This is a genomic window from Bradyrhizobium sp. Ken51 (genome assembly GCF_055807435.1).
In genome coordinates this window covers 1-24,424 of sequence record NZ_JBVVPB010000032.1, presented here as the reverse complement: position 1 = coordinate 24,424, position 24,424 = coordinate 1, and the positions used below count along the sequence as shown (strand labels likewise).

Genomic DNA, 24,424 nt, shown 5'->3' with positions numbered 1-24,424 from the left:
AGGGCAACCCGGTCGGCGACGCCATTGTGCGATCTGCTGCGTTTAACAGATCATGGTTCGGCTGCGACGGTCATGGATCGGCTTCTGGTGATAGACCTCGCAGTAGAAAAGCTTGCGCTCCATTTTCGTCAGGCGCTTGGCGCCCTTCGGAGTAACGACGACGGTTTCGCTAAACGGCAGGCCATGCGCCGAAGTATACATATGGAACACCTGGTTTTGCAGCAGCTGCCAGTCGCTGTCACCCAGGAACACGCGGGTGAAATCACTGGTGCGAGGATGGCAGCGCGCAATGCTGCGAGGCGCGAGCGGAGTTCGTCGACGGGAAACGGCCGCGGGAAGAGTAGAGGCTGTTTCATCAAATCACTCCTGTGTAACCAATTAAACGGCTTTGGGGACGCCGGGATGGAGAATATCACTCACATGATCTAGCTCCAGGATCGCTCCCGCGAAGCAACATGACTTCAAGGAGATGTTCATTGCCAATCGCATCGCGGATAATCTGACCTGCGTGCGGCATCGACTCAAGGTGGTGCACGCCGGCACGCGCTTGCTCGTCTTACAGGCTACGCGCGCAACATCCGCCCCAGAGCTAACATCTGCGGCATAGTAATTACATCGCTGGCGGCGGCCGACGCCACCGGATGCGACGCGAAGCGCGCGACCACCATCTCCGCTTTGGGCGCGATATAGAGGCGCTGGCCGTGGATGCCACGGGCTTCAAAGGCGCCGAACTCGTTGTGTGTCACCCACCACATGCTGCGGTACGAGTAGCCGGAGGGGAGCTTGGCGGGGTGGTCACCCTTTTGCACATCGTGCACGGCGGACGCGGGGATGAGCTGCTTTCCATTCCACTCGCCCTCGCGAAGCATCAGCTCACCGAAACGCGCGAGGTCGCGCAGTGATGCTGACATGCTCCCGCTTGCCCGTGGCATGCCCGCGGAATCAACGCCGACATACCCATCCTCCTCGCAGCCGAGCGGGGCCCAGAGGCGTTCATGTAGCAGTTGCGCGAACGAGCGATCTGTCACGCGCGTCATAACCCAAGCCATCACCTCGGCGTTGACGGATTTGTATGCGAACACCTCGCCGTGCTGGCCTTCTTTCTTCAAAGTGCGCAGGTAGTCGCACAAGGTCTGCGGACCGTTGTAGCCGACCGGCCGTGGCCGTCTGCCGGAGGCACTGTGATACTCGCGGATGCTCGAATGCTTATCGGCGTAGTCCTCACTGAAGGCCAGGCCAGTCTGCATGTCCATCACCTGGCGCAAGGTGGCGTCGTCCCACGCTGTGCCCCGCATTTCGGGAAGGTAATGCGGGATCGGCTTCGAATCGTCGAACACGCCTTCGTGCGCGAACGCTGCGGCAAGCGTGCCGGCGTACGATTTCGTGATCGAGTGGCACGCATGCGGAAGGTGCGGTTCGAGTGCCCCGAAGTAGCGCTCGTACACGATGCACCCGCGATGCAGCACCACGATGCCATCGGTATAGGTGTCCAATAACGCCTCGTCGAAGCGACGGTTGCGGCTGTGCACGTCGTTAAAGGTGAGCACATCAATTTCGGCGGCCTTGTCGCTGCGCCCGAGCGGCGACGGCCCGCCCCGGCCGCGCCACACGTTGACCGTCGCCCCGAGCTCGCGCATGTGCGACAGCGACCAACGGATCTGTGGAAAATCGAGAAAAGCATCGCTTTCGAAAGTGATGCGCTTGTCAGCCGGTGGCGGCGCGCCAAGCATCCAGCCGAGCTCCCGCGGATCAGACGCGCGGCCGTCAAGGTACTGATGTCCGTCGAATTCAAGCATGCTCATTCACAGTCGTCCTATCCTCAGGTTGTCGCCGCGCCGAAGTCGGTATTCTTTCCGAACGGGTCGAATTCATTCGTTCCCTCGCGGATGAACCAGCGATCGCAAAGGAAGCGTTATCTCGTCGTCTTGGGCAAAAGAGATTGGCTTTGGGATTCCGCGCCCAACCCAGCAAAATACGATTGTTCCGGTCCACTCGCACCGCGCGCGGTCTGAAGAGCTTCGCTACTGCCGCATCAAACGGGGGATTTGCAACAATACTGATCTTGTCTCCGGGCAATGCCAACCGGGCTGCCGCACCGGTCAGGTCTATGGCGCCGGATCCTGGAGGCGCTTCAATGACATAGGTGGCAAATCGCGCCCCCTTATCATTGTAGATCTCGACACGCTCGTTGATCAGGAAGCCGGGCAGGCTGCCATTCTCTGCGATCAGGTGCGCTCTTCCGGCCATCGTTCGCTTCCACGCCAGTCGCAATTGGACCCCTTAGTAAATTGCGGGGCTCCCCCTACTACTGAAACTGTACGTGCTCCCTTAAGCAGAAAATCGACGACTTCTGGTCAAAGGCGCACATATCAAGCGGCCGTTACCGCATTAACGCAGTTCCTCCTCGCAGGATTAAGCTCTTTCCCTGGTGAGTTGCCGCGCCGAGCCCTTAGGATCTTGGCTCGTAAATGACTGCTAGGAGCCTGTCCGAGTAATGGACTTGGGATCAAGCGATGCGAGTTCTGAAGCGGCTTTTTGGGGAGACAAGTTTCTCGTCAGCGTTCGGCTGCGAGTTTTGCGAGGTTGTGAGCGATGCAGATCATGTCCCGTTCGGCTTTGACTTGTCGATGCTGCGCAGGAGGAATTAGCGGAAGCCTCTTGCCTGCTTGATCTGGCGGAAAACGGGCTTGACGATCTGTTTTCGCAATCGATACCGGCTTCGATAGCCTGCGCGCTTGAGCTTTGTACTCGTTCTGGCGATCAGTGTGCCGGATTTGAGCTTCCTTTCTGTCGTGGCCGTGCCGTGCTTTTGCTGTCCGGTGGCGACGTAGCCCTCGAACCGGCATCGGATGAGCGTGCGAAGATTTAATCGCCAGCATCGCCATGGCGATTGCAGCTAACTGCCCGCAGCCAGGTGCGCTCGGCACTTCGCGAGTGCTCGCTGTTCGATGCGAACGCCCATCCACGCGTCGGCTTCGGGAGTTTTCCAGAGATCCTTCCTCTGGCAGACTACGAGGTCGTTCTCACCCTTGACGACGGGCCGCGGCCGCCGAACACGCAAGAGGTTCTGACGGCACTCGAGCGGGGATGTGTCAGGGCCGCTCTTTTCCTGGTCGGCAGATCCGCCGCACAATTTCCTGAACTCGTCCGGCGCATCGCCTCCAAAGGCGACACCATTGCGCACCACAGCTCGTGGCATCCAATGATGTCAAAGGTGCCTTTCGAACAGGCAAAGGGAGATATCGACCGTGGTATTGCGGCTGATGAAATGGCGCTCAGGACGTATCGAAACAATCCCGTCGAGACCGTTCTTCCGCTTCCCTTATTTCGACGCGCCCCTGCGATGCTCCAGTCCCTGCACTCGCGCGGCATCTTCGCGCTGACTTCTGGGCGAGCATGCCAGACTTGCACCGCCGCGATGATACGGGGCTTCCTGCATTACCCGCATGACAAGGGCTATCGGGTTGTGCATTTGACACCCGCGGCCTCGGCCAGGACGAACGCCGAGATGGCCCGTTGATCGTGGCCCCGGGTCGCGGTGGCGCGCACACCGCGCCACAGAATTAGCGTGTCAAAGTGAAAGGCCGCTCTTGCCTGAGCTGGCGACCGCCACACGATCGCTTGTCGATCTTGGTGTCCTCGCTGGACGCGACGACGGCTCTCACTCTGGCGGAGCAGAAGCATCGGCTCCAGCCGACATTCCTAGTGCGCCCTTTGTGCCGCAGCAGGAGTCTCAAAAATGGCCCGCATCTTGCTTCGACGATCGCTTATGAAACGGGACTCGTGAAGCCGACGACCGAACCCAAAGCGCATATCTTGCAGCACGGAGATGAAAGGAATGAACGATGCAATGGCCGATCTGTTTTTTTTGGCCGCGTCGAGCGGAGGCGAGGTGGCTAACCCGGTTCGGGACAAAAATCTGAATCGTCTTGCTGCCAAGGAGCGCGCGTTGAGGAAAGGCTGGGTCGTGCTCAAGGGCAAGATAAGAGATCCGGCTTGTGGTGGGCAGGTCGAGGTCTTCCGCGTGACCGACGCCGGCAGAGCGCGCCTGGAGGAGCTTGGTGCCCGCAGTGGTACCGTCGAGCGCTTCAAAGCGATGTTAAACTGAACGATTGGCCGCCAGATCACGGATCCCCGCAGAGATCGGCGGATCAAATCGAAAGTCCGCGCTTCCGACCAAAGCTCCAGTCCACCCCTCCAGGACCAGCAATACCGTTCACCTGGTGACCCAGTTCGCGCTCTAGCTTGGGTACCCAGGGCACGAGCTGAAAGCCGAGGCCATTGTCGATCATGGCAAAGCGGCCCGACGCAAGTGGTAACCTTCGGCGATAGATTCCGGAAACGGATTCGCCTGCCTCCGCAGGCAAGTATGCCAGCCCCGTCTCGGAGGCCAAACGCCGGCCTACCCCCTCGAGTTCGCGGCGGCGGAGTGTCTCGATCAAGTTGCGGCCGAGCATCACCTTGTCTCCCGCCCGACGTGCCAGCCCCTGTCCTGCCAGCACGTCGATGCGCCGATCAAGCGCATGCCGCACCTCGGCACCAAAACCGGCGCGCGAGAAATCGGCAGATTGGCGCGCCACAAGCTGCCGGTCGAGCCACGTCGCGCCTTCCGCTGCGACCTGCTGGTCAATGGCGAGTTCGGAGCGTACCGCGAGCGCGATCCGTGTTCGGCCACGCGCGTCCTCGAACCGCCGGAGCTCCACAATCCCACCGATCGGCCCATCGCCGGCCGCCTCTATCTCCGAAAGCTTCAGGTGATGCACGCGACCGTCGACACCGTCGACGATGGCAAACGCCGTGCCCTTCAGCTCGTCATCGTGGCCGCGTGCGAGGAGACGGCCGGCAATCGGCTCGCCGTGGCGTTCGGCTTCAAGCGCCCAGGATGATGGTGCGCGCGCGGCGCCGTCTTTCGCGAGGCTCTTGTGAAGCCGCTTGATGATATCGCCGCGCTCGCCCAGGTTACGCAAACGCGATTCCGCGTCCCCGGGGAGTACCCAGCGTGCAGGCCCCGCAGGCTCCGCCAAGCCGAGCCGCTCGAGCGTCCGCATCCGCCCGATTCGTATCCCCCCTAACGGATCGCGCCCGGCATCCCGGTCTGGCCTCAAATCAATCACTCCGTCCGCCGCGCCAGCTTCCCGAGCCAGCGCCCGGTCAAGCCTGGTCCAGCGTTCGGCCGTCACCTCCGCTTCAAGGACTTGGCGGATCTCGAGTTCCGATCGCGGGCCAAGCTCGCGCGTGACGAGATCGCCAGCGCGGGCGCGCAAGCCAGTTGCGAGATAGTCGCGGCTGATGACGAGGTCTTTTCCATCATCGGCCCGGCCGCGCACGAGAATATGGATGTGCGGATGCTCGGTGTTCCAATGATCGACCGCAAGCCAATCAAGGGGCGTGCCGAGGTCGCGAGAGGCCTGATCCATCAGCTCACGCGTGAAGCTGCGCAAATTGGCGAGTTCACCCGCATCGTCGGGCGAGACGATGAAGCGGAAGTGATGCCGGTCGTCCTCGCAGCGCTCGGCGAACGCGCGGCCGTCGGCGTCATCGCCCGCTGCGTCAAAGAGCTTGCCCGGTGTCCCATCGCGGGTGACCCCGTCGCGCTGGAGATAACCGATATGCGCGCGCAGCGCGCCCGGCGAACGCATCCGGCGCACGACCCGCGCCTTGACCATGGCGGTTCGCGCGCGGTTGTTGAGGAGCCGCGTCGCTGCAAGGCTCGCCGCGCGACCGCGCCCAAACTTGCTGCCACGGCTGAGGCTGCCCCGCGAGAGACCGCCGGCCTTCTGAGCAGCCTTGAGCGCCTGCGCCAAGAACGGCTTTGTCCGAGGCGCGCGCGTCGAACGGATGCGGCCTGGGCGGATGCGGAAATCGTCGTTACCGGTCATCTTGCCCGCCGGAACGTGTCGAAAACCGAGCGACAACGGTGAGTTGCCGCAAATCGCAAGTTGCGTCGGCCATTCGCAATGTTTTCCGGATCATTGAAATCGATGCAGTTTCGCCGACAACCGACCGGCCGCACCTTGCGGCTTTTATCCTGCCCTCCCCGGTCGCTCACTCCCAGCTCTCTGCCCACCACTCTCAAAGTTGCGACTGGCTTCGACATCATGCGACGAAATGCGATTGCGATCATCGGGACTGCACCTGGTCTGATCGCCGCACAAACAGGCCCGTCGCGCGAGGGACGAGTGCAGTTGCACCCGCCCTAGGCGGTGCTTTCGACGAATTCATTGTGCGGACACCGGATGCCGAGTTTGTGTCAGTCGACAAGCTCTTGGACCGCACAATAACGAGTGGCGCTTGCTGCCACGCCGCCAAGCGTCTGGCAGCCGAACCACCGCTGTTGCGCTGCTCAATACCGATCAATGGTGCGAGTGTAGCGATGTAGATCTGTGTTTCATCCGGAAGCGCTCGACCGGTGGCCAGGAGGTGCTCCTCGTACCGTTTTGGTCCAGCATTGTAGGCTGCGAGAAACCCTGCTGATCCGAAACGATCGAGCATCTCGCGAAGGTACGCTGCCCCAGCCATGATGTTGTCGTGAGGATCAAACGGATCGATACCGAGATCGTAACGAACGCTAAGCTCGACCCAGGTCGCGGGCATGATTTGCATCAACCCGAGCGCTCCCCGAGGTGACATGGAGTGGGCATTACCACCGCTTTCGGCCTGCATGACAGCACGGATCCAACGCTCCGGGACCGCGAACCGATGCGCGGCTTCGGTCACGAACGCGGCATATGCCAGGCCTGGAAGCTGGTTTGAAGAGCGCGCAGCTTGTGCGCGCGATCCAACCTCCGCTCTCCCGGCCGATGGCGCTCCGAACGTCAGCAGAATTGCCAAAAAGCACGCAGCGGCTCGAGATAGCAATGCGCGGACAGCCGCCAAGGACAGAGCTCTTCCCGGCCGGCACTGAGCCGGCGCGAGACGGCGGCGAGGGGCGCCGATTGCCGACAATTCGGCCGGGATGGAGGAATGACGGTGCGATCGGTCGAATAGAGAAACCGCAATCCAGTGGAGAAATGCCGGCATTTGTCAGTCCTCCCTGGTCCACACCGGTACCGCTTGCCCTATGACGGCGGATCTCGGGAGCGGTCCGAAATATCTGCCGTCCAAGGATTCGGCCGACTGCCAGTTCATGAGAAACACTTGGTCCTCAGCGACGACCCGGCAGCCCTGCCAGGCCGGCAACGGCCTGCCACGGCGGTCGCGCTCGCGTGCCTGTCCCATGTCGATGCCGTCGACGACGATTGCGAGTCCCGTTCTGCAGACGGTTTGTCCGGGCAACGCCAGCACGCGCTTGAGCATCGGAAGACCGCTCGGCAAATAGCCGTTGAAGTCGAGGAAGCTCGCAAGCGGTTCTGGTGCCCGAACGGCCACGAGCTCAGTGATGTGCAATCGTGCGGTCCCTTGCAAACGGTAGAGGCCGATCGGCACACTTTCGGAAGCGTTCCAGATGTACGATAGTGAGGTGTCGGTGACCGGCCAAAGCGCGAGCGTTGTGGCTCCAGATATCGCAAGGATGATCCTTAGCCGTCCCATCAGAACACCATCCTGCGGCGGTGGAGCCACCCCTGGTGGCGCGCACGCGTATAAGGTCGTGGCGTTTCGTTGACGGAAAGACGGTTGTGGACGTGATGCCAGTATTCAGGGGCCGCATCGGCTGGATCGATGCCGAGTGACTCCACGGCGTCGATCAACTGGAGAACGCGCTCGACCTTTCGCCAGCCAGCCAGTCGCAGCAGGCTTTCGCCGCCGGGGCTGACCCAAGGCACGGTCGAATACCGCTGTCCCGGCGTGATCGCGCGCAGAATGTCGATGCGAGACAGGATGGTTCCGAAATCATTGGAGGTCCAGCGCACGAACGCAAAGATGCTGCCGGGCACAAACGAGAGAATGCGGCGGTGCCGGTCAATGATCTTCTCCGATACAGGCTTGCCGAACCGGATTCGGTTCTCGATCCGCTTCTCGAGCCACAAGAGTTCTACAGTTGTGAGGTCGCTCACCTGGCCACTCCATAGTTTTGAGAGGAATGTTGGACATGCCAACGGGTACGCTGTCGCCAGCGCATCGACGTCAGCGCCTTGGTTTCGGCAGAACGATTGTGATGAAGCGCCGATGATCGGCTTGTCGAAGCGCTGCAACGCTCCTGCTGCTGTTAAGGATCGCAGCCGAGTGCTCCAATTCGTTAGAAGGAGTCCGAAGGATTCCAGGTTTGCCGGGGTACTGACCGGTGCCCCATTGCCGGTCGCATTGCGACGATGATGCATCGCAACGATTCGCGAATGAAACGCGCGGTGCGTTCCGGCAGTCGGCAACGGAGGCGCATGATGGACTTCTATGTAGGGTTCGACGTGTCGCTGGAGGCGTCGAACATTTGTGTCATCGACGGCGACGGCAAGGTCGCCTGAGAGGCGAAGCCGGACACCGATCCGGACGCGATCGAACTGTTGCTGGCAGAATGAGGAATTCATCTCAAGCGCGTCGGCCTGGAAGCGTTCGTCGCGCCGCTGCTGGACGTCCGCAGCGCCATGCGCCAGCAGTTGGCAAAACTGCACCGCGTGGCGCTGACGTTTCGCGCCATCGTCGATGACCCGCCGGGATTCAAGAAGTCGACCAATGTCGGCGCCCATTTCGGGCTGACGCCGCGGCGCTATCAATCCGGCCATGCCGACCGGATCGGCAGCATCTCCAAATGCGGCGATGAGCTGACGCGGGCGATGCTGTACGAGGCGGCGATCGCGATCCTCACACGCATTCCGACGAACTTTAAGCTGCGGCTGTGGGGCCTGCGGCTGGCCAGGATGAAGGATCTGAAGCGCGCGGCGACCACAGGGGCGCGCGCGCTCACCGTGCTGCTGCACAAGATCGGGATCGATGGCACCACGTTCCGGTTTGGCGCCGGCGGCAAGCGCGGCCGGCTCGTTGCGGCGGCTTAATGGCCTCCGCGACCCAGCCGCTTCCACGCGCGCCTTCTCCTTCCGCCACGGCGGAGTGGCATCTCCCGAGGGGACGGGGATCAGGGTGAGATAGCAACTTTTCTTGCCGGCGGCCTCATGCAGAGCTGTGAGGCCAGTATGCACGACACTGGTTAGCCTGACCGCCCATTCTCCAGCTGCCGGCATGTGGTGGCCGTCGGGCCAACCACGGACGTTCGCGAGTTCTCCTCGACGAGCGAACTGCCGCAAGGGAAAGCGACGATCGTGATGCGGCGCTGCCGATGCTGGTGATCGCGCAATTTTGCGCGCGATCGCGTACGCGCGCGCATCTTGGAGAACAGATTCGCATTGCAGGACGGTCTTGCGCGTGACAGCATAAGCGCATGACGCATGCTCGTTGCACGCACGACCGACTTGTTCACAACGCACTGATTCACAACAAGAAGTTAGTGTCAGTACGTTAGTAAAGTTACGGGAGCAGGAAGTCTTGACGCTGCAGAACCTTAGCTCTGATTCCGGTCCCCGATAGCACGAACATCGGGTCCCCGATGGCACGAGGGTTCTGGTCCCTGTTAGCACGAGCGAATTCACAGCTTATCCCCAGCAGGAAAAACGAGACCGCGCTTGAGCAGTCGCTTGCTCAACGGACCGATGGGGACTGGAGCGAAATTCAATCGCTCTGCGCCATTCGGATGATGCGTGATGGTGAGCCGATAGCCTGGCAATGTCTGACGACGGACGATCTGACGCAGGTCGTAGGCAAAGTGTTTAAACGGCGACAGGCTCCCGGACATCGCATGCAAGTGCACGAGATCGAAGCTCCAACCGCCATTCTGACGGCCGCCGTGCTTGCGGACGAGGCGATAGAGCCAGCGCTCCAATCCACCGGTCAGATCGAAATAGGCGCGGTCAATCGTCAGCACGAGCGCTTCATCGAGAACGCCCGTGTAGAACCAATCGGGCAGGATCAGCTCGATTCCACGGGCGTGCCCGTGCAGATCGGCTGTCTCTTTCCATTCGTTGATCCAGGAGAAGCGATGCCGCCGGCGTTCGCTCGGCTGCCGGATCGATGTCATCACAGTGGTCGATTGCAGCCGGTCGAGCGCGGCCTTTAGGCGGTCGTAGTCGCGCACGCTGGTGCCGCGGCCGACGAAGGTCAGGATCTCGTAAGGGGTCGCTGCCATCAGGCGGGACGTTTTCAGGCCGGCATCACGGGCTTCGACAATCTGCGAGGCAGCCCAGATCAGAACGTCCGCGTCCCAGATCGTCGCCATGCCATGTTCCGGCACGGCTTCGACACGAATGGTGATGGTGCCTGCGCGGAAATCGATGGGAACAATGCGCCTCGACTTTGCCAGCGAAAAGAACGGATACGCCATCAGGTCTTGCGCGTCCCGTGGCGCCAGATCGCCAGGGAGGGCGCGAAACAGATCGAGCTGGTCGCGCTCTGATCGGCGCCTGCTGCTTGCAGTGGAGTTGCTGTCCGGCATGGGTCAGCGCCGCTCCTTGCCGGCATACGGAACGGGTGTGTGCCGTTTCGCGGGCAGGACCGTGCCTGTGCCGGGATCGCTGGTGGACGTTTTGGCGCCGCGGTCAACCCACGCCTTCAGGTCCTCGATCGCATACACAACGCGACCACCGAGCTTGCGGTAGGTCGGGCCTGTCCCATAGGTGCGGTGCTTTTCCAGGGTGCGGCCGGACAGTCCGAGAAAGCGCGCCGCCTCGGGCGTGCGCAGGTATCGCGGCGGCAGGCCGGCGCTCGGATCGGGCATTTGCGAGGCTCCGTGGTCGTCTGGAGCGCGGCCGGCTCGGCCCGCGCGTCGACGGTCACGATGGCGCAGTGAGCGTGCTTAGGGGGATGCCGAAGATCGAGCGATGATTTTCGGCACCCCTGCTCTACTCCTTGCGAGATGAGGGACGTAGCAATGCGCGATAGCCGCCACGCATCAGAGCCAAGCCAGCCTGCACCAGGCGGATCGTCCGGCTGCGCAATTCGTGGGTTTTCCAGGCGCGCTCAGGGATGCGTTTTCGGCCGAACAGCACCTCGGCGATGAGGCGATAGGAAGCACCCTCCATGTGTCCATCGAGCGCTCGCAGCACCAAGACGAGTCGTTCGCGCCGCTGCGCCGAAAGCTGATGAAGGGGAGGTCCCGGCGGGCGGCCGTTGATTGCGCGCCACAGCCGATGTGAGGCGTGGGCGCGGATCTCAAAGTCCGCATCGAGCGGCAGTTCGGCCGCATAAGAGATACCAAACTGCGGCGCCTCTTTCAGCCAGAGATGATGTTGTGCTCCTTGAAGGCGCAATACGGCATGCCAGCCGTCAGATGCCTGTCGGATGGCGCCCGATGAAAGGTCGGCAAGCTGTAGCCCCGCGCCGACCGCTTTTGAGCCGGACGCGCTGCGAACGACCGGCACCACCGTCGGCAGCGCCTCAGGTGCCCAGAAGATTGTCTGTTGGTGAAAGGACCCCTGCGGGTCATGGGCGAAAGCAGACGCCCCATCTCCTTCGGAATTCGGAAGTCATCTGCGATCGATTTTCACGATAGGAAGCTCGATAGTTGGAGCTGCGCCGCAGTGACTCCCAGGCAAAATCCGCCATCTCGCCCGACTTGATAGCGTGCTGATACGCCTCTGGTGAGCGCCAGTCGAACTCGGACATTGCTGTGATCCCCTGCTTTAAGACGATTGTGGCGCAATGTCTATGAAGCTTGGGATTGCTCCGGAAGTCGCCAATTATGCATTGCGTGATGCATGCAGGCGATCACGCGTCAGCGGGGAAATCTGTTCTCGGGTTCGAATTCTTCATGACAGATTTTTCTATTTAGGCGCGCCGCCGCGAAGCAAGTCGCGGTAGCCGTGGTCTGCCATCCATTTTGCGCGGGCCAGATGACTATCAAACGCATTGCGGGCGCGAGCTGGTTCGCGATCCGGGTCGATGTGCAACACGATCCGGGTCACCTCTTTCCAATCTGCGCCATCGGCTTCGGCATCAAGAAGTCGCCAATACGTCACGAGATGCTGCTCGTCATAGGTCGTCAGCACCGGCTCATGCGGCGCGACATCGGCGACATCAGGATCTAGCTGCGGCTTCGTCATGACCATCCCAGCAAACAGCGAATGATTCTAACCTCTCTGAACGGCCGATTTTGTTTAAGCGTCCAATTTTAGCCCCATTCCGGGCCGGCCGGCCAGCGAGGACCGAGAATTACATACTATAGGAGATAAACCTCATAGTATGTAAAGAAGCAATTTGCGCTAATGGACATGCGCAAGTTGGTCGGCCGAAATTTCGCAAGATTGCGGAAGCAGAAGCGCTTCACGCAGGAGAAATTCGCCGAAAAGTCCGGTTTCACCCAACAGTATATCAGTGACCTGGAACGTGGGCGCCGCAATCCAACCGTAGTAACCTTGTTTGAACTCGCCAGCACGTTGGGCATTAGCCACGTTGATCTCGTCCTCCCGGACGAAGAGGCTCGAAACGAGCGATCGAAGCCTGCCAGGCGAAAGTGAGTTGATTCGGCCAAACGAGACCCGGCACCTTCGCAAATCGCGCCTCAGAGATGACGCACCGGCCTCTCATCAAATGTAGTTGCCCGTCAGCTGCGCAGCAATCAAACCTAGCACAATGGCGCAACGGCCTGTCAGTCGATGCGCGGACTGGGTAGGAGTTTAGGAAGCCCCGCCCGGCGGACCGGGCGGGGCTTGGTGGAGCGATCTTAGTCGCCGTTCTTGCGGGGCCGCGACCAGAGCAAGGTGTAGCCTTCGCCACCTTCCTCATCGAACAGGTTCGCGTAGATTGGTGCGTTGAACGAGGGGTCGTCGAGCTTGAGCGAGAGGTAGTCGCGTCCCTCTTCGGAGCGCTTCGACCACGCTGCCCCGATCTCCGCCCGGCCTACATAGATGCGGTGGCTGGGAGCGTTGTCGTTGGAGCGGTTGGTCTCGGCGACGATGCGGACGCCTTTGGCCTGCAGGCTCAGGGTGATGATCTCGCCCTGGAAATCGTTGCCGACTTTCTTGAAAGAACCGATGTTAGCCATGTCACTTCTCCTGTTGTGTTTCGAGCCCGCGACCACCGCGGCCTCGATGGCGATCTAGAGGCCGAAGACGATCGGCGACGCACCCGCTCGCGGGCCGCAGCGCAGCGGAGGACGTCGTTGTGGCGACTTTCTTGTCTCGCGAGGAATGGGCAAAGCCCAGGGGAAGAAAGTCGCATCAACGGCGTTGCGGCTCAGACGATCGAGGCGCAGCCGGGTCTTCGGCCAGATCAAGCCATCAAAGAGGCCACGTGGTCCGCGTGCTGAACCGCAATCTTAAGGAGAAGACTTGGCGAATCTCGGTTGTGCTGAACAGAGGCCGGTACGGTTCGGCGCAGAAAGAGAAACAATCTGCCGCAAAGGGCGGTATCGTCCCGGAACGAATGATCGAGCGCGGCGCACCGCTCCACCGCAGCTATGTGGGCCAGACAGAGATTGGTAGTGCTCTTTTAAAGCGCTCCGAGGAGAAGCGCTGTTACTTCTCGCTCAAGCTCGACGACCCCTCGTTCAACGTGGCGCCCTGTGCGACCTTGCTCGATGATGGCCACGAAGCATCATCGCTCATGCGGCGCGGCTGTGAGAACTGGTTGCGGCATCTTCTCCACCACGCCAGCCGACTCCAACGGGCGGGTCTCCGCGAAAACGGTCAAGCGCGTCCATGCCGTGGCTCCAATGCAAACCGCACCTCCGCAAGCGAAGGCCTCGCGCCAAGCCAGCGAAGGCACCCGATCCGCGACAGGCCGAACATCACATGATAGCCAGCGATAGCCGCAGGGACGGCGAATGCGGCTGCGATCGCGATGCGCAAGGTGCGGACCCGACTGACCGCGACGGCGACCTGACCAGCGGCAAGCGTCAGCGCGCCAGAAGCAATTCCGATAAGCAGTGCGCCGAAGACGCCCGCGCCATCACGAAATGCCAATATCCCGACATTAAGTGCGACGAAAAACGGCAGGGCATACACCGCGAGCGCAAGGATCGCCCAGCAAAACAAGCCAATGCCGAGTGTGTTGAGAACAAGCCCAAGCGCGAGCATGGTGGTGGCTCCATGTGCATAGATGTACCGGTCGCGCCTTCCACCACCACCACGGCGCGGCTTCGGACGTAAAATCGAAACGAGGCGGAGTTGCGGCGTGCAACTCCGGCTTGGTTGTCTCGATGTCAAGAACGACGGCGCTCACGCGCCGCCGAACCTCCAGACGGGGATGCCGAGCCGCTTCGCCTTGTCGGCGAGGTTGTCCTGGATTCCCGTGCCCGGGAAATGCATGACGCCGATCGGCAGGAGCTCGAGCAGTGCATCGTTGCGCTTGAAGGGTGCTGCCTTGACATGCTTCGTCCAGTCGGGCTTGAAGGCGATCTGAGGCACCTTGCGATTGGTCGCCCATTTCGAGGCGATCAGTTCCGCACCCTTCGGAGATCCGCCATGCAGGAGTACCATGTCGGGATGCTTGGCATGAACCTTGTCGAGGCGATCCCAGATCAGATGATGGTCGTTGAAATCGAGCCCGCCAGTGAGTGCGATCTTCGGCCCCGGCGGCAACATGACCTCAGTCTCGGCGCGACGTTTTGCTGCGATGAAGTCACGGGAGTCGATCATTGCCGCGGTGAGCGTTCGGTGATTGACCAATGATCCCGACCGCGGACGCCAAGCTGAGCCGGTGTGGACCTCAAATTGCTCGATGGCCTGATCCCGGAAGAGCTCCAGGCAATTGCGGCGCTCAATCAGCGTGATGCCTTCGGCAGTCAGGCGCTCGAGTTCGACCGATCGCACTTCCGAGCCGTTCTGCTCGCGCTGGCTCTTGTGCTGCATTTGCTCGTTGTCGTCGAGCTGCCGTTCGATGCGGTCAACGGCACGATGGAACAGATTGACGGTCGACCAGAGCAGATCGTCAAGGTCCGGCTCAAGCCGCGTGTCGTTCAAGGTCGCAACAAGGGCGTCAAAGATATCGACCACGGCGCCGACGATCATCTTGCCCTCCGGGAGCGGTCTTGGATCGAGCTGGTCGAAGGGACGATAGCCGAAGAGCTGTAGTTCGGTGAGGACGTGGTCGGTTGGAGATGTGGCGTGCGGCCGTTCGATGTCGTCATGGTCGGTCATGAGAAGAGGTCCTTTGCCGGATCGGCCGCGACCATCGCGGCCTTCGTGGCGATCCTCTGACGGTGGGCGGAACGGGCCAGCACCCGAAAGGGCCGAAGCGGCAGCGGAGGATGGCGGAGGCCGGCTATTTTGCTTTGCGATGCAAAGCGCGCGGTCAGATGGCTAATTTGCCTTATCGTTGGCGCGCGGCGGAAAATAGCCGGACGCAGCCATTGCCGGCCCGGGCCGCTTGCCGTCCGATCGCCCTCCAGAAGGCCGAGGTCGCGTCCTCTTCCGGTATTTGCCTCGCCTATGACCGACCTGGCAGCATCGATCGCACACCGAAAGCTATTCTGCGACGGCCCTCGACGAATGCAGGAAGCGAACGACGTCCTCTGGCACGAGCTGAAGCCGCAATGCTGCCCGTAGGGAATCGAGGCCGAATACATGCAGATCTTCGTTGAAGTCGCCCAACCGCGGCGACAACGTGATCGCTTCGATGCCGGCGTCTGCTGCGCGCTGGCTGAGAATAGCCTGCACTGCATCGCCGGCGGCATCGGCGTCGCGCGCGATGTAGAGCCGGCGCAGGCCAGACGGCAGCAACATGGCAGAGAGGTGATTGGCCGATAGCGCAGCCGCCATCGGCATGCTCGGCAGCACGGAACGCAACGAAAGCATCGTTTCGATACCCTCGCCGGCAGCGAGCACGTCGTCCACCACGCCGAACCGAACGGCGTTGCCGAGAAGATCGCCCATAGCGCGTCGTGGGGTATCGATCGGAGCCTTGCCGAGTCGAACACGATCAAAGCCATCCGGATCGAGCCATGTGCGGTGCACGCCGGTAATCCGATCATCGAGATCCGTGACGCGGGCGATCATCGCGGGCCAGGTCTCGGTCGGCAGGTGTTCATCGGGCCGATAGTAGCAGCGCGGATGGAAACGCAGACTGCCACCATGGTGCACTCGGGCTATGCCGCGACGCTGCAAGTACGTTTCAGCCACTGTCCCCTTGATCGGACCAGATATCGCAAAGAGCCGACGAGCAGCTTGCTGCGATCCGGGCGGTACGACTGAGGGAAGAGGTCTCGGTGCGGGTTGCTGCTCAGAACGTGGAAGTTTGAGAAAGCGCCTCGCCTCTTCGGCAACGTCACGAAAGTCTCGCAAGGCCAGACTTTCGCGGATGATGTCGAGGAGATCGCCATGGCCTCCTGTTGCGGCATCGGTCCACTTGCCCGCCGGCCCCCTCGGCGAGTCCTGGAGCCGCACAAATAACGAGCGACCCGGGGTGTTGTGGACGTCGCCGACCAGCCAGTACCGCCCCGCCCGCTTGCCATTGGAGAGATAATGTCGGCACACCGCCTCGGCCTCGCGCGCGAGGCGGCGTGCCAACTCAGAGGCATCGCGGGACATCACGCGGCCTCCCGCTCGCTGATGCGCGCGACGGGATAGCCGTCGAGCACCTTCGCCAGGATCTCGACGCCGCTCGCGTCCGTGGGCACGAACATGCGCAGCTTCCAGGAAATGATCTCGCCGAAGAGGCCGTATGCCCGCAAGCGGTCGCGCATCGTGTCGTTGAACCCAGACAGTTCGATGCGGTAAACGCCCATTACGCGGACGCGGCGAAGTTGGAGCCCTTCCGCAAGCTCGAGGACGGTCCGTCCCTCCATGAGCGCGGCAAAGGCAGCGTCCGGCGTCAACGCCGGCGCGTCAGCCGCAAGGGCGTTCGCCACCCAGGTAGTCGAGACCTTGCGGCCGATGATGCGCTCGCCCGCGTCGGTCTGAAGCCGATAGACCCGAGTCGATTCGTTCGGCAGCCGCTTCCAGATGGACAACAGCAAGCCCGCCACGAGGTGGATCGTGCTTTCCGTGAACTCGGGGACTTCGGCAAGCTCCGCCAGCCAGGCCGTAGCAAAACGTTCGCGATCCGCTTCGATCCAGTGGCTCTCCGCCATCATATTCAGGGGGATGCTGTGCTGCTCCATCGGCCGGATCAGGCGGACGCGCCGCTCGATCTCGCCGTCATCAAGCATGAAGCTCGGAGCTGGGATCTGTACGGCGGCACGGCCCGAGCGCTCATTGATCAGTCGGACGGCGGCACGATCGGAAAGACGACCAAGAGCATCATCCAAGCTGACTGGATGATTACGCTGGCGCTGGGTGATCGTGAGAAGCCGGGATTCGGCGCCAGTGCCGGGATGAACGTAAATCGTGCGCCGGTCGGTGACGACAAAGCTCTCGGCGCGGAGCGTTTCCAGCCCGACGTCATAGGTGCCCGAGGCAACCGCGCCTTCGATCCGAGCCGTCAGGAGCTGCTCGAAGACGGTGAACAGGATGTTCTGAAGCTCGATCGTGAGCGCCAGCAACCGGTTCAGGAACGTCGTGATCGGCGGCAGGTCATCCCTGAGACCATTGGCATCCGTCAGCTTCAGGCCGGTCGCATCCTCAAACCGCTCCAGCGAGCAGCCCTCGACCTTGCCGCGGGCGAGCAGCGTGTAGAGCTGACGCAAAGCGTCGCGGCCGTACTGGCTTTCGAGATTGTCCTCGGGCCGGAACAGACCCTGCCCTCCGGTCTGACGTTGGCCGCGCGTGATCGCTCCCAACGTGTCGAGCCGGCGGGCAATGGTGCTGAGAAAGCGCTTTTCGGCCTTCACGTCGGTGGCAATCGGACGAAAAAGCGGCGGCTGCGCCTGGTTGGTCCGGTTGGTGCGGCCGAGCCCCTGGATCGCGGCGTCCGCCTTCCAGCCGGGCTCGAGCAAATAGTGGACCCGCAGACGGCGATTCCGCGCCGATAGCTCGGCATGGTAGCTCCTGCCCGTGCCGCCCGCGTCCGAGAACACGAGAATCCGCTTAACGTCATCCATGAAGGCCGACGTCTCGGCGAGGTTGGCCGAAGCGGCCCGGTTTTCGACGACCAGCCGGTCGCCCTTGCGAATGATGCGGCGCGAGCGGCCGGTCACTTCGGCGACCATATCGGTGCCGAAGCGCTGCACGATTTGATCCAGCGCCCCAGGCACCGGCGGGAGCGAGGCGAGCTTCTCGATCAGACGGTCGCGGCGGGCGACGGCCTCCCGGCTCTCGACCGGTTGGCCGTCGCGATAAGCGGGCCGGGAGCAGAGGTTGCCCTCCTGGTCGGTGAACGGCTCGTAGAGCTGCACCGGAAAGGAATGGGCGAGATAATCGAGGACATATTCGCGTGGGGTGATGTCGACCTGGACGTCACCCCACTCCTCGGTCGGGATCTCGGCGAACCTTCGCTCCATCAGCGCCTCGCCCGTCGAGACAATCTGGATGACGGCGGCATGGCCGGCGTCGAGATCGCACTCGATCGAGCGGATCAGCGACGGCGTCTTCATTGAGGTCAGGAGGTGACCAAAAAAGCGCTGCTTGGCACTCTCGAAGGCAGATCGCGCGGCCGATTTGGCCTGGCCGTTCAGCGTACCGGTCTCGCCCGTGATATTCGCGGCCCGCATCGCGGCGTCGAGATTGTTATGGATAACGCTGAACGCGCCGGCGTAGGCGTCATAGATGCGAACCTGTTCGAGGGTGAGCTGGTGCTCAATGAGCTCGTACGCGACGCCCTCGTAAGATAGAGACCTCGCCGCGTAGAGACCGAGCGCCTTGAGGTCGCGCGCGAGCACCTCCATCGCCGCGACGCCGCCCTCCTCGATTGCCTCGACGAACTCGGCACGGGTAGCGAATGGGAAATCGGTGCCGCCCCACAATCCCAACCGCTGGGCGTAGGCGAGATTGTGGACCGTCGTGGCACCGGTCGCCGAGACGTAGACGACGCGGGCATTCGGCAACGCGTGCTGGAGCCTCAGCCCGGCACGCCCCTGCTGACAGGCCGCCTGGTCGCCGCGCTCGCCCTTCTGGCCTGCCGCGTTCTGCATCGCGTGGCTCTCGTCGAAGACGATCACTCCGTCGAAGTCGGAGCCCAACCATTCGACGATTTGCCCAACGCGTGAAAGCTTTTCGCCACGCTCGTCGGTGCGCAGCGTAGCGTAGGTGGTGAATAGGACGCCTTCGGCGAGCCGGATCGGTGTGCCCTGCCGGAAACGTGACAGCGGCGTCACGAGTAGCCGCTCCATGCCGAGGGCGGACCAGTCGCGCTGCGCGTCTTCGATCAGCTTGTCGGATTTACTGATCCAGACGGCACGGCGGCGGCCCTTCAGCCAATTGTCAACAAGGATGCCAGCGACCTGCCGCCCCTTGCCCGCACCGGTGCCATCGCCCAAGAACCAGCCGCGGCGAAAGCGGACAGCATTTTCTGCATCGTCGCGTGCGGCCGCCACAACATCAAAGGTCGCATCCACGGTCCAGGAGCCCGCAAGAAAGTCGGAATGCGCCTCGCCGGCATAGATGACGCTCTCAAGCTGGGCGTCGGACAGGATGCCAACCGCCGTGACAATGGCCGGCAGATGTGGCCGGTAAGACGGCTTCGACGGCGCGACCGAGGCCATCGCGGCGGACTGCACGAGTTTGGTCGGATGCGCATGCGCGTCCGGAATACGGATCGCCTGCAGTGCGTATTCCTCGTAAAGCGCGTCGGTCAATCGAGCGCCTTCGGGCGGCGACCGTTCGACCGTCTCGTAGATCAGTTCTACGCCTTCTGGCGCTGCACCGCTCGAAGTAGACGATGGGCGTGGCGCAGAAGCGCCGACGGATCGTGATATCGCAGGGCGCATGATGACGTCGACCACGACCGGCGCGACAACAGGCAGCCTCGGAGGCACATGCTGGGTCACCCGTTCAAGCAAGGTGGCGACATCGCTCGCCATGCCCAGTGAAGAGGGAAAGACTTTCGGGTCTGCGGCGGGCTGCTTGTCGATCACAAGCAGTCGTGTGTCGGTCTGCGTTCCGTGTTTCGCGTAGACCACACCATCGATTGCGGCAGAAAACACGACCCGCCCGCGTTGCTGGAGGCGAACGAAGGCGTCTCGCCATGCCGGATTGTCCGGCGCGAGGCTTGCGCCGGTGATGGCGACGAGACGCCCACCGTCGCAAAGACGTGCCAAGGCTGATGCGATATGCCGGAGAGCCGCGTCCGCCATCCGCCGATCGACGTTCGCCAATGCCGAGAACGGCGGGTTCATCAAGACGACGCTCGGTACGACACTCGCATCGAGGTAATCATCGGTCTGGGCGGCGTCGAACCGCGTGACCTTAACGTTGGGAAACAATTGGTCGAGCAATTCTGCGCGGGTCTCGGCCAGCTCGTTCAATACCAAGCCGCCGCCGGCGAGTTCGGCAAAGATGGCGAGCAAGCCGGTCCCCGCGGACGGCTCCAGAACCCAGTCGGACATCGTGATGCCGGCCGTGGCGCATGCGGCGAGCCCAAGCGGGATCGGTGCCGAGAATTGTTGAAGGGCCTGGCTGTCCTCGGAGCGCCGCGTGTGGGTCGGCAGACAGCGCGCGATTCTCGCGAGCATCGGCAGCATCGCGGCGGTCGAGCCGGCTTTGACGCGGATAGCCGAGCCAAACTTGCGAAGGAACAGAACGGTTGCCGCCTCACACACATCATAGGCGGTCTTCCAGTTCCAGACGCCAGAGGCGTCGGAAGCGCCGAAGGCAGCTTCCATGGCACCGCGCAGGACAGCGGCATCGATGCGACGGCCGCGCTCGAGATCAATTACGAGCTGTCGCGCGGCCCTGACGGCGGCGGAGGTGAGAGTTGCAGCGGCGCGCATCGAGAGCTGCGCAGCGGCAGTGCCGCCGGCGAGAGATTCGGTCATGACAGGATTTCTCTCGGAGAGCAGGAATGGATCGAACCATCAGGCGCTCTCCTTCAGACCCGACGGCTCAAACCCTTCCCGGCCCGGCTCTCCCTCTCGGCGCTCGCCCATATGAACGGGGACCGGTGCGGCACACCGGTCCCCGAACAACTGTGGGACGGCGGGAGCCATCCCGTTCTAGACGTCACTCAGCTGCGTCGAGCTGTTGCGGATCATCGTCGCTCGCGTTGTCCCGATCCTCCTCCTCACCGAGAAATTCGGGCAGCGGGCCCGCTTCACTCTCCTGCTCCCCTGACGCCGCATCGGGATCGACCAGACGCAGCGGCTCCGGCAACCAGCCCGAACCATCGAGCAGACGCTCAGCCTCCTTGGCCATGTCCGCCTTCTTCAGGTGGTCGATCAACTGCGCAGACCACTCGCCCTTGGCTTCCCGCACTGCCTCCAGAATGCGAGGCTTGGTGACCCGGCCGAGATAGTTGTCGATGGAGGCCTTCCACCCGGCCTGAACCATGTCGAGGCCGACCGCACGTGCCAGAACATCAGCTTGGTCGAGCCGGGTGGGGACGCCGTGGGCGGAGACGCGGCCCTGATTGTAGCGGCTGGCCGGCTCATAGACGGCGTTGACCGCAAATGACGCGCAGTGGGCGAACAGGGATGCCTGTGCGGCGCCGTCGAGGACTGTGAGCGCATCCCAAAGATCGTTCTCGCTGTCCGGCAATCGTACTTTCCAGGACTCATGCCGCGCCTCAACGGCCTTCGCGGACGCGCTTTCCCTCAAGCCAGGCGCTTGAGCCGGAAAGGTCGGCGTGCGAAGGCCGATCTCAAGGCAGCTTCCGGTCGATGCGAACCGGTAAAAGGCCGTCAGCACGAAGTTGTGCAGCACCGCCTGGAACGCAATTGCAGGATTTTCCGCCAGCGCATCCCGCAATGCCAGCGTGCGATGGGCTGTCAGCTCCGTGATCAGGCGATCCGGCAGCGGTTGGTCGCGTCCTCGTCCTCGTCTTCGGTATCAGTAGCGCCGCCAGCCAACGCGATGACCGTGCGCTGGACGGAAGGGCCAGCCGCCTTCCCCTCGATTGACAGTGTATCGGCGCCCTGCCCGACATCGGGCTCGGTTTCCGACAAATCGTCCTCCGGCCGGACGTAGCCCCGATCGACCGAGAGGCGCCCTTCGGAATCGATGCTGACGAAGACGCCAGCGCGGGCGATCTCGGCCGGATCGTAAATCATCGGCCGGTCCTCGAACGCGATCAGTGCCGTCTCGATTTCGCCGAGACGCTGATCCACCTCTTCGGGCAACTCGTCGGCATCCTGATAATCGGATTCAAGCTTGGCTTGCTCCGCGTTTAGGGCGTCGATGGTCGCCAACTCCTCCGGGGAGAGATCGACAGGTTTGCCTTCCAGCTCCCGCAGCCCATCCGTGTGGCCGTAGGGGAATTCGACGGCGAGCGAAATCCACGTCCAGCCTTCGGCTGCAATCGTCTCGGCTTCGGCTTTGAGCTTTTCTGTCACGAGACGGTCGAGCAAAGCAACGTCCTGGAGCCAGCCGCCATCATCATGCTCGAACAGATCCCGCAAAACGCCGCCGCCAGCCTGCTCGTAAGCATCCAGTCCAATGAACTGAACGCGGCGATCGGACGCACGCACGGTATTTTCCGTGAGCATTCGCCGGATCTGATACGGTTCGTCATAGCCGGATCGGCTGACGTTGTCCCAGACCTGCTCCTGCCTGGCGTGGTCGGCTGTAACAGAGAAGGCCATGAGCTGCTCGAGGGTCATGCCGTCTTCGGCATAGACGTCGTGCAGCTTTGGCGACACGGACGCCAGCCGGAGTCGTTGCTTCACGACGGCTGGTGTCACGAAATGCGGAGCAGCGATATCCTCGTCGGATAATCCGGAGCCACTCAAGGTCTGGAATGCTCGGAACTGATCGAGCGGGTGCAGCCCTACCCGTTCGTCATTCTCTGCAAGCGAATCGTCCTCGGCGATGCCCCCCTCTCGCACGACACAAGGAACTACCTGCGCCTTTGCCATGCGCTTCTGCCTGACGAGAAGTTCCAGTGCGCGATAACGCCGGCCGCCGGCCGGCACCTCGAACATGCCGGTCTCATTGCCTTCGGCGCCCACGACCGCCCGCACGTTGAGACTTTGCAGGAGGGTACGTTGCGCGATGCTTTCGGCGAGCTGCTCGATGGAAATGCCCGCCTTGACATGCCGGACGTTGGACTGGCTCAGGACCAGCTTGTTGAACGGAATGTCACGTGAGGGGGACAGCGTGATCTTTTGGACAGCCTTCGTCATATCGATTCTCCACGACGGGCGGCCGGGAGCCTCTCTCTCGGCCTCCAACCCGTCGCGAAAACCGCCGCTCCCCTCTCACTCTCTTGTTCGAGGCAACAGGTGAGAAACTCACGCCACCTCCTGCTCCGCTCTCTCGGTCGTCATGTCGACAGTCACTTCCGGCAGGAAGCCAAGGAGATAATCCGCAACCTTGCTGGCCTGCGAAGCAGCTCGCACGATCGCGCGACTATCCTCTCGCAACACGTCAAGCCACGAGCCAATATAATCGGCGTGCCGCACCGTCGGCACGATACCGAGCGAGGCGCAACCGAACGCAGACGAGATTTCCGCAACCAACTCCTCAAAGGCGTACTTCCTGGTACCGTAGCTGCCAGACAAGTCGCGGTTGAGACGCGATGGATGGCCACTGGCATGCGCCAATTCGTGCAGGGCCGTTCGATGCCAATTAATCGGTTCGAAATAGGCTTGGGGGGGCGGCACCTGCACATAATCTTCCGTCGGCGCATAGAAGGCGCGGTTGCCGCCGATGCGGAAATCGATGCCGGTCGCCTTGATCAGGTATTCGACCTGCGGCTCGATCAGGCCTGGCGGCGGAGGCGGCGCCGTTGTTGCGATCTCTGGAGGCAAGCCGTCGCATTGATCACTGTTAAAGACCGTGAAGCGCTCGAGGAACGGAATGGCCTGCGCTTCGTCACCGCTCTCGCTCGCGCGGCGTTTTTCGTCGACCGGCACAAAGCGGTCGGCATAGACGACGGTCGTGCCGCGCTCGCCCTTGCGGACGTGACCACCGAGCGACAGCGCCTGACGGAATGTAAGCCAGCTCTGACCTGTGAATGCGCGCTCAATGGCTGCTCCCCAGAGAATCAGAACATTGATTCCGCTGTATTGGCGGCCGGTAGCGACGCTTCTCGGCATGGCCAAGGACGCCTTCGCAGCCGCGGTACCCCAAGGCTGCACCCATGGCACTCGGCCAGCCTCCAGTTCGGCGATGATCTTGTTGGTGATGTCGTCATAAAGCTTTGCCCGGTCCTCACCGGTGCGCCCCCGAGGATGGTGTCTGGACATCGCGGATCTCCGCGACGGGCGCCGCGAGCCTCTCTCGCAGCCCATAACCCGTCACGGCAAAACCACGCGACACTCTGACTCTCACGCCTCCAAGTGAGAGAATGCGAAATCTGCGACGCAGCCCGCCTCCCATCGGTGTTCATGGGAAGTGCGTTGATCTACCTAGGGCCGCAGGCCCGACCAGGCGTGCGCCAGGGCGCATCGCCTCAAGGGAAAATGGCACCCGGAGAGCGTGAGCATAGCGACCCGAAGGGGCACGCGGGTCCGAGTGCAGCGACGAGACCGGTT

Annotated in this window: 23 protein-coding genes and 3 pseudogenes; 7 read left to right on the top strand and 19 right to left on the bottom strand. The window is 62.3% G+C overall.

Annotation, left to right across the window (positions count from 1 at the left end; translation table 11 throughout):
• Positions 1 to 42: 42 nt before the first annotated feature.
• From AC0L27_RS34085 to AC0L27_RS34070, 4 genes and pseudogenes are all read right to left on the bottom strand, one after another.
• Positions 43 to 252, bottom strand: a complete 210-nt coding sequence (locus AC0L27_RS34085; RefSeq protein WP_473322117.1) for a hypothetical protein — start codon at positions 250 to 252, stop codon at positions 43 to 45.
• Between the two features lie 311 nt (positions 253 to 563).
• A complete protein-coding gene (locus AC0L27_RS34080; RefSeq protein ID WP_473322115.1) occupies positions 564 to 1,802 on the bottom strand; it encodes a serine hydrolase domain-containing protein in 1,239 nt (412 codons plus the stop codon).
• A gap of 166 nt (positions 1,803 to 1,968) precedes the next feature.
• Positions 1,969 to 2,202: pseudogene (locus AC0L27_RS34075) on the bottom strand (aspartate 1-decarboxylase); the annotation flags it as partial.
• 353 nt (positions 2,203 to 2,555) lie between these two features.
• Complete coding sequence (locus AC0L27_RS34070) at positions 2,556 to 2,885, bottom strand: hypothetical protein (RefSeq protein ID WP_473322114.1); 330 nt, start codon at positions 2,883 to 2,885, stop codon at positions 2,556 to 2,558.
• 5 nt (positions 2,886 to 2,890) lie between these two features.
• On the opposite strand from AC0L27_RS34070, the gene AC0L27_RS34065 reads away from it, so the two are divergent.
• Both AC0L27_RS34065 and AC0L27_RS34060 read left to right on the top strand, forming a co-directional pair.
• Positions 2,891 to 3,520, top strand: coding sequence for a polysaccharide deacetylase family protein (locus tag AC0L27_RS34065; protein ID WP_473322112.1), 630 nt, complete (start codon positions 2,891 to 2,893; stop codon positions 3,518 to 3,520).
• 318 nt (positions 3,521 to 3,838) lie between these two features.
• The gene (locus tag AC0L27_RS34060; RefSeq protein WP_473322110.1) at positions 3,839 to 4,108 is read left to right on the top strand and encodes a hypothetical protein; all 270 of its coding nucleotides are present in this window, start codon (positions 3,839 to 3,841) and stop codon (positions 4,106 to 4,108) included.
• A 43-nt stretch (positions 4,109 to 4,151) separates the two neighbouring features.
• Here AC0L27_RS34060 and AC0L27_RS34055 read toward each other — a convergent pair whose 3' ends face one another.
• The 4 genes from AC0L27_RS34055 to AC0L27_RS34040 all read right to left on the bottom strand — a co-directional run bounded on the left by AC0L27_RS34055 (position 4,152) and on the right by AC0L27_RS34040 (position 7,994).
• Entirely contained in the window at positions 4,152 to 5,879 is a 1,728-nt protein-coding gene (locus AC0L27_RS34055) for a relaxase/mobilization nuclease domain-containing protein (protein ID WP_473322109.1), read from the bottom strand.
• A 241-nt stretch (positions 5,880 to 6,120) separates the two neighbouring features.
• The gene (locus tag AC0L27_RS34050; RefSeq protein WP_473322108.1) at positions 6,121 to 7,020 is read right to left on the bottom strand and encodes a lytic transglycosylase domain-containing protein; all 900 of its coding nucleotides are present in this window, start codon (positions 7,018 to 7,020) and stop codon (positions 6,121 to 6,123) included.
• 3 nt (positions 7,021 to 7,023) lie between these two features.
• The gene (locus tag AC0L27_RS34045; RefSeq protein ID WP_473322106.1) at positions 7,024 to 7,530 is read right to left on the bottom strand and encodes a S26 family signal peptidase; all 507 of its coding nucleotides are present in this window, start codon (positions 7,528 to 7,530) and stop codon (positions 7,024 to 7,026) included.
• The gene (locus AC0L27_RS34040) at positions 7,530 to 7,994 is read right to left on the bottom strand and encodes a DUF2840 domain-containing protein (RefSeq protein WP_473322105.1); all 465 of its coding nucleotides are present in this window, start codon (positions 7,992 to 7,994) and stop codon (positions 7,530 to 7,532) included. Before AC0L27_RS34040 ends, AC0L27_RS34045 begins: the two co-directional genes overlap by 1 nt.
• Before the next feature lie 279 nt (positions 7,995 to 8,273).
• On the opposite strand from AC0L27_RS34040, the gene AC0L27_RS34035 reads away from it, so the two are divergent.
• Both AC0L27_RS34035 and AC0L27_RS34030 read left to right on the top strand, forming a co-directional pair.
• Positions 8,274 to 8,399 carry a hypothetical protein gene (locus AC0L27_RS34035; protein WP_473322103.1) on the top strand — a complete coding sequence of 42 codons (126 nt, stop codon included), beginning with the start codon at positions 8,274 to 8,276 and terminating at the stop codon, positions 8,397 to 8,399.
• A 120-nt stretch (positions 8,400 to 8,519) separates the two neighbouring features.
• Complete coding sequence (locus AC0L27_RS34030; protein ID WP_473322101.1) at positions 8,520 to 8,927, top strand: transposase; 408 nt, start codon at positions 8,520 to 8,522, stop codon at positions 8,925 to 8,927.
• 587 nt (positions 8,928 to 9,514) lie between these two features.
• Here the strand turns inward: AC0L27_RS34030 and AC0L27_RS34025 are convergent.
• From AC0L27_RS34025 to AC0L27_RS34005, 5 genes are all read right to left on the bottom strand, one after another.
• Positions 9,515 to 10,417 (bottom strand): replication initiator protein A, encoded by a 903-nt coding sequence (locus tag AC0L27_RS34025; protein WP_473322099.1) that lies wholly within the window; start codon positions 10,415 to 10,417, stop codon positions 9,515 to 9,517.
• A 3-nt stretch (positions 10,418 to 10,420) separates the two neighbouring features.
• A complete protein-coding gene (locus tag AC0L27_RS34020; RefSeq protein ID WP_473322097.1) occupies positions 10,421 to 10,699 on the bottom strand; it encodes a helix-turn-helix transcriptional regulator in 279 nt (92 codons plus the stop codon).
• Between the two features lie 124 nt (positions 10,700 to 10,823).
• Positions 10,824 to 11,345, bottom strand: a complete 522-nt coding sequence (locus tag AC0L27_RS34015; protein ID WP_473322095.1) for a DUF2285 domain-containing protein — start codon at positions 11,343 to 11,345, stop codon at positions 10,824 to 10,826.
• 58 nt (positions 11,346 to 11,403) lie between these two features.
• Positions 11,404 to 11,526, bottom strand: a complete 123-nt coding sequence (locus AC0L27_RS34010) for a transcriptional regulator domain-containing protein (RefSeq protein ID WP_245286103.1) — start codon at positions 11,524 to 11,526, stop codon at positions 11,404 to 11,406.
• A 218-nt stretch (positions 11,527 to 11,744) separates the two neighbouring features.
• Positions 11,745 to 12,023, bottom strand: coding sequence for a DNA -binding domain-containing protein (locus AC0L27_RS34005; protein WP_473322093.1), 279 nt, complete (start codon positions 12,021 to 12,023; stop codon positions 11,745 to 11,747).
• A gap of 162 nt (positions 12,024 to 12,185) precedes the next feature.
• Between AC0L27_RS34005 and AC0L27_RS34000 the strand changes: the two genes are divergently transcribed.
• Positions 12,186 to 12,437: a helix-turn-helix domain-containing protein gene (locus tag AC0L27_RS34000; protein WP_473322092.1), complete on the top strand. Its 252-nt coding sequence runs from the start codon at positions 12,186 to 12,188 to the stop codon at positions 12,435 to 12,437.
• A gap of 206 nt (positions 12,438 to 12,643) precedes the next feature.
• Here AC0L27_RS34000 and AC0L27_RS33995 read toward each other — a convergent pair whose 3' ends face one another.
• Positions 12,644 to 12,964 carry a DUF736 domain-containing protein gene (locus AC0L27_RS33995; RefSeq protein ID WP_473322090.1) on the bottom strand — a complete coding sequence of 107 codons (321 nt, stop codon included), beginning with the start codon at positions 12,962 to 12,964 and terminating at the stop codon, positions 12,644 to 12,646.
• A gap of 395 nt (positions 12,965 to 13,359) precedes the next feature.
• On the opposite strand from AC0L27_RS33995, the pseudogene AC0L27_RS33990 reads away from it, so the two are divergent.
• Together AC0L27_RS33990 and AC0L27_RS33985 are read left to right on the top strand one after the other, a co-directional pair.
• Positions 13,360 to 13,527: pseudogene (locus AC0L27_RS33990) on the top strand (DUF736 family protein); the annotation flags it as partial.
• 185 nt (positions 13,528 to 13,712) lie between these two features.
• Positions 13,713 to 14,069 (top strand): hypothetical protein, encoded by a 357-nt coding sequence (locus AC0L27_RS33985; protein WP_473322088.1) that lies wholly within the window; start codon positions 13,713 to 13,715, stop codon positions 14,067 to 14,069.
• Between the two features lie 69 nt (positions 14,070 to 14,138).
• Here AC0L27_RS33985 and AC0L27_RS33980 read toward each other — a convergent pair whose 3' ends face one another.
• The 5 genes and pseudogenes from AC0L27_RS33980 to AC0L27_RS33960 all read right to left on the bottom strand — a co-directional run bounded on the left by AC0L27_RS33980 (position 14,139) and on the right by AC0L27_RS33960 (position 24,136).
• Complete coding sequence (locus AC0L27_RS33980; protein WP_473322087.1) at positions 14,139 to 15,059, bottom strand: DUF2493 domain-containing protein; 921 nt, start codon at positions 15,057 to 15,059, stop codon at positions 14,139 to 14,141.
• A gap of 327 nt (positions 15,060 to 15,386) precedes the next feature.
• Complete coding sequence (locus AC0L27_RS33975; RefSeq protein ID WP_473322086.1) at positions 15,387 to 16,448, bottom strand: DUF7146 domain-containing protein; 1,062 nt, start codon at positions 16,446 to 16,448, stop codon at positions 15,387 to 15,389.
• Positions 16,448 to 20,770, bottom strand: a complete 4,323-nt coding sequence (locus AC0L27_RS33970; RefSeq protein WP_473322084.1) for a strawberry notch-like NTP hydrolase domain-containing protein — start codon at positions 20,768 to 20,770, stop codon at positions 16,448 to 16,450. Before AC0L27_RS33970 ends, AC0L27_RS33975 begins: the two co-directional genes overlap by 1 nt.
• Positions 20,771 to 20,954: 184 nt before the next feature.
• Positions 20,955 to 23,071, bottom strand: a pseudogene (locus AC0L27_RS33965) (ParB/RepB/Spo0J family partition protein).
• 108 nt (positions 23,072 to 23,179) lie between these two features.
• Entirely contained in the window at positions 23,180 to 24,136 is a 957-nt protein-coding gene (locus AC0L27_RS33960) for an ArdC family protein (RefSeq protein WP_473322082.1), read from the bottom strand.
• Positions 24,137 to 24,424 lie beyond the last annotated feature (288 nt).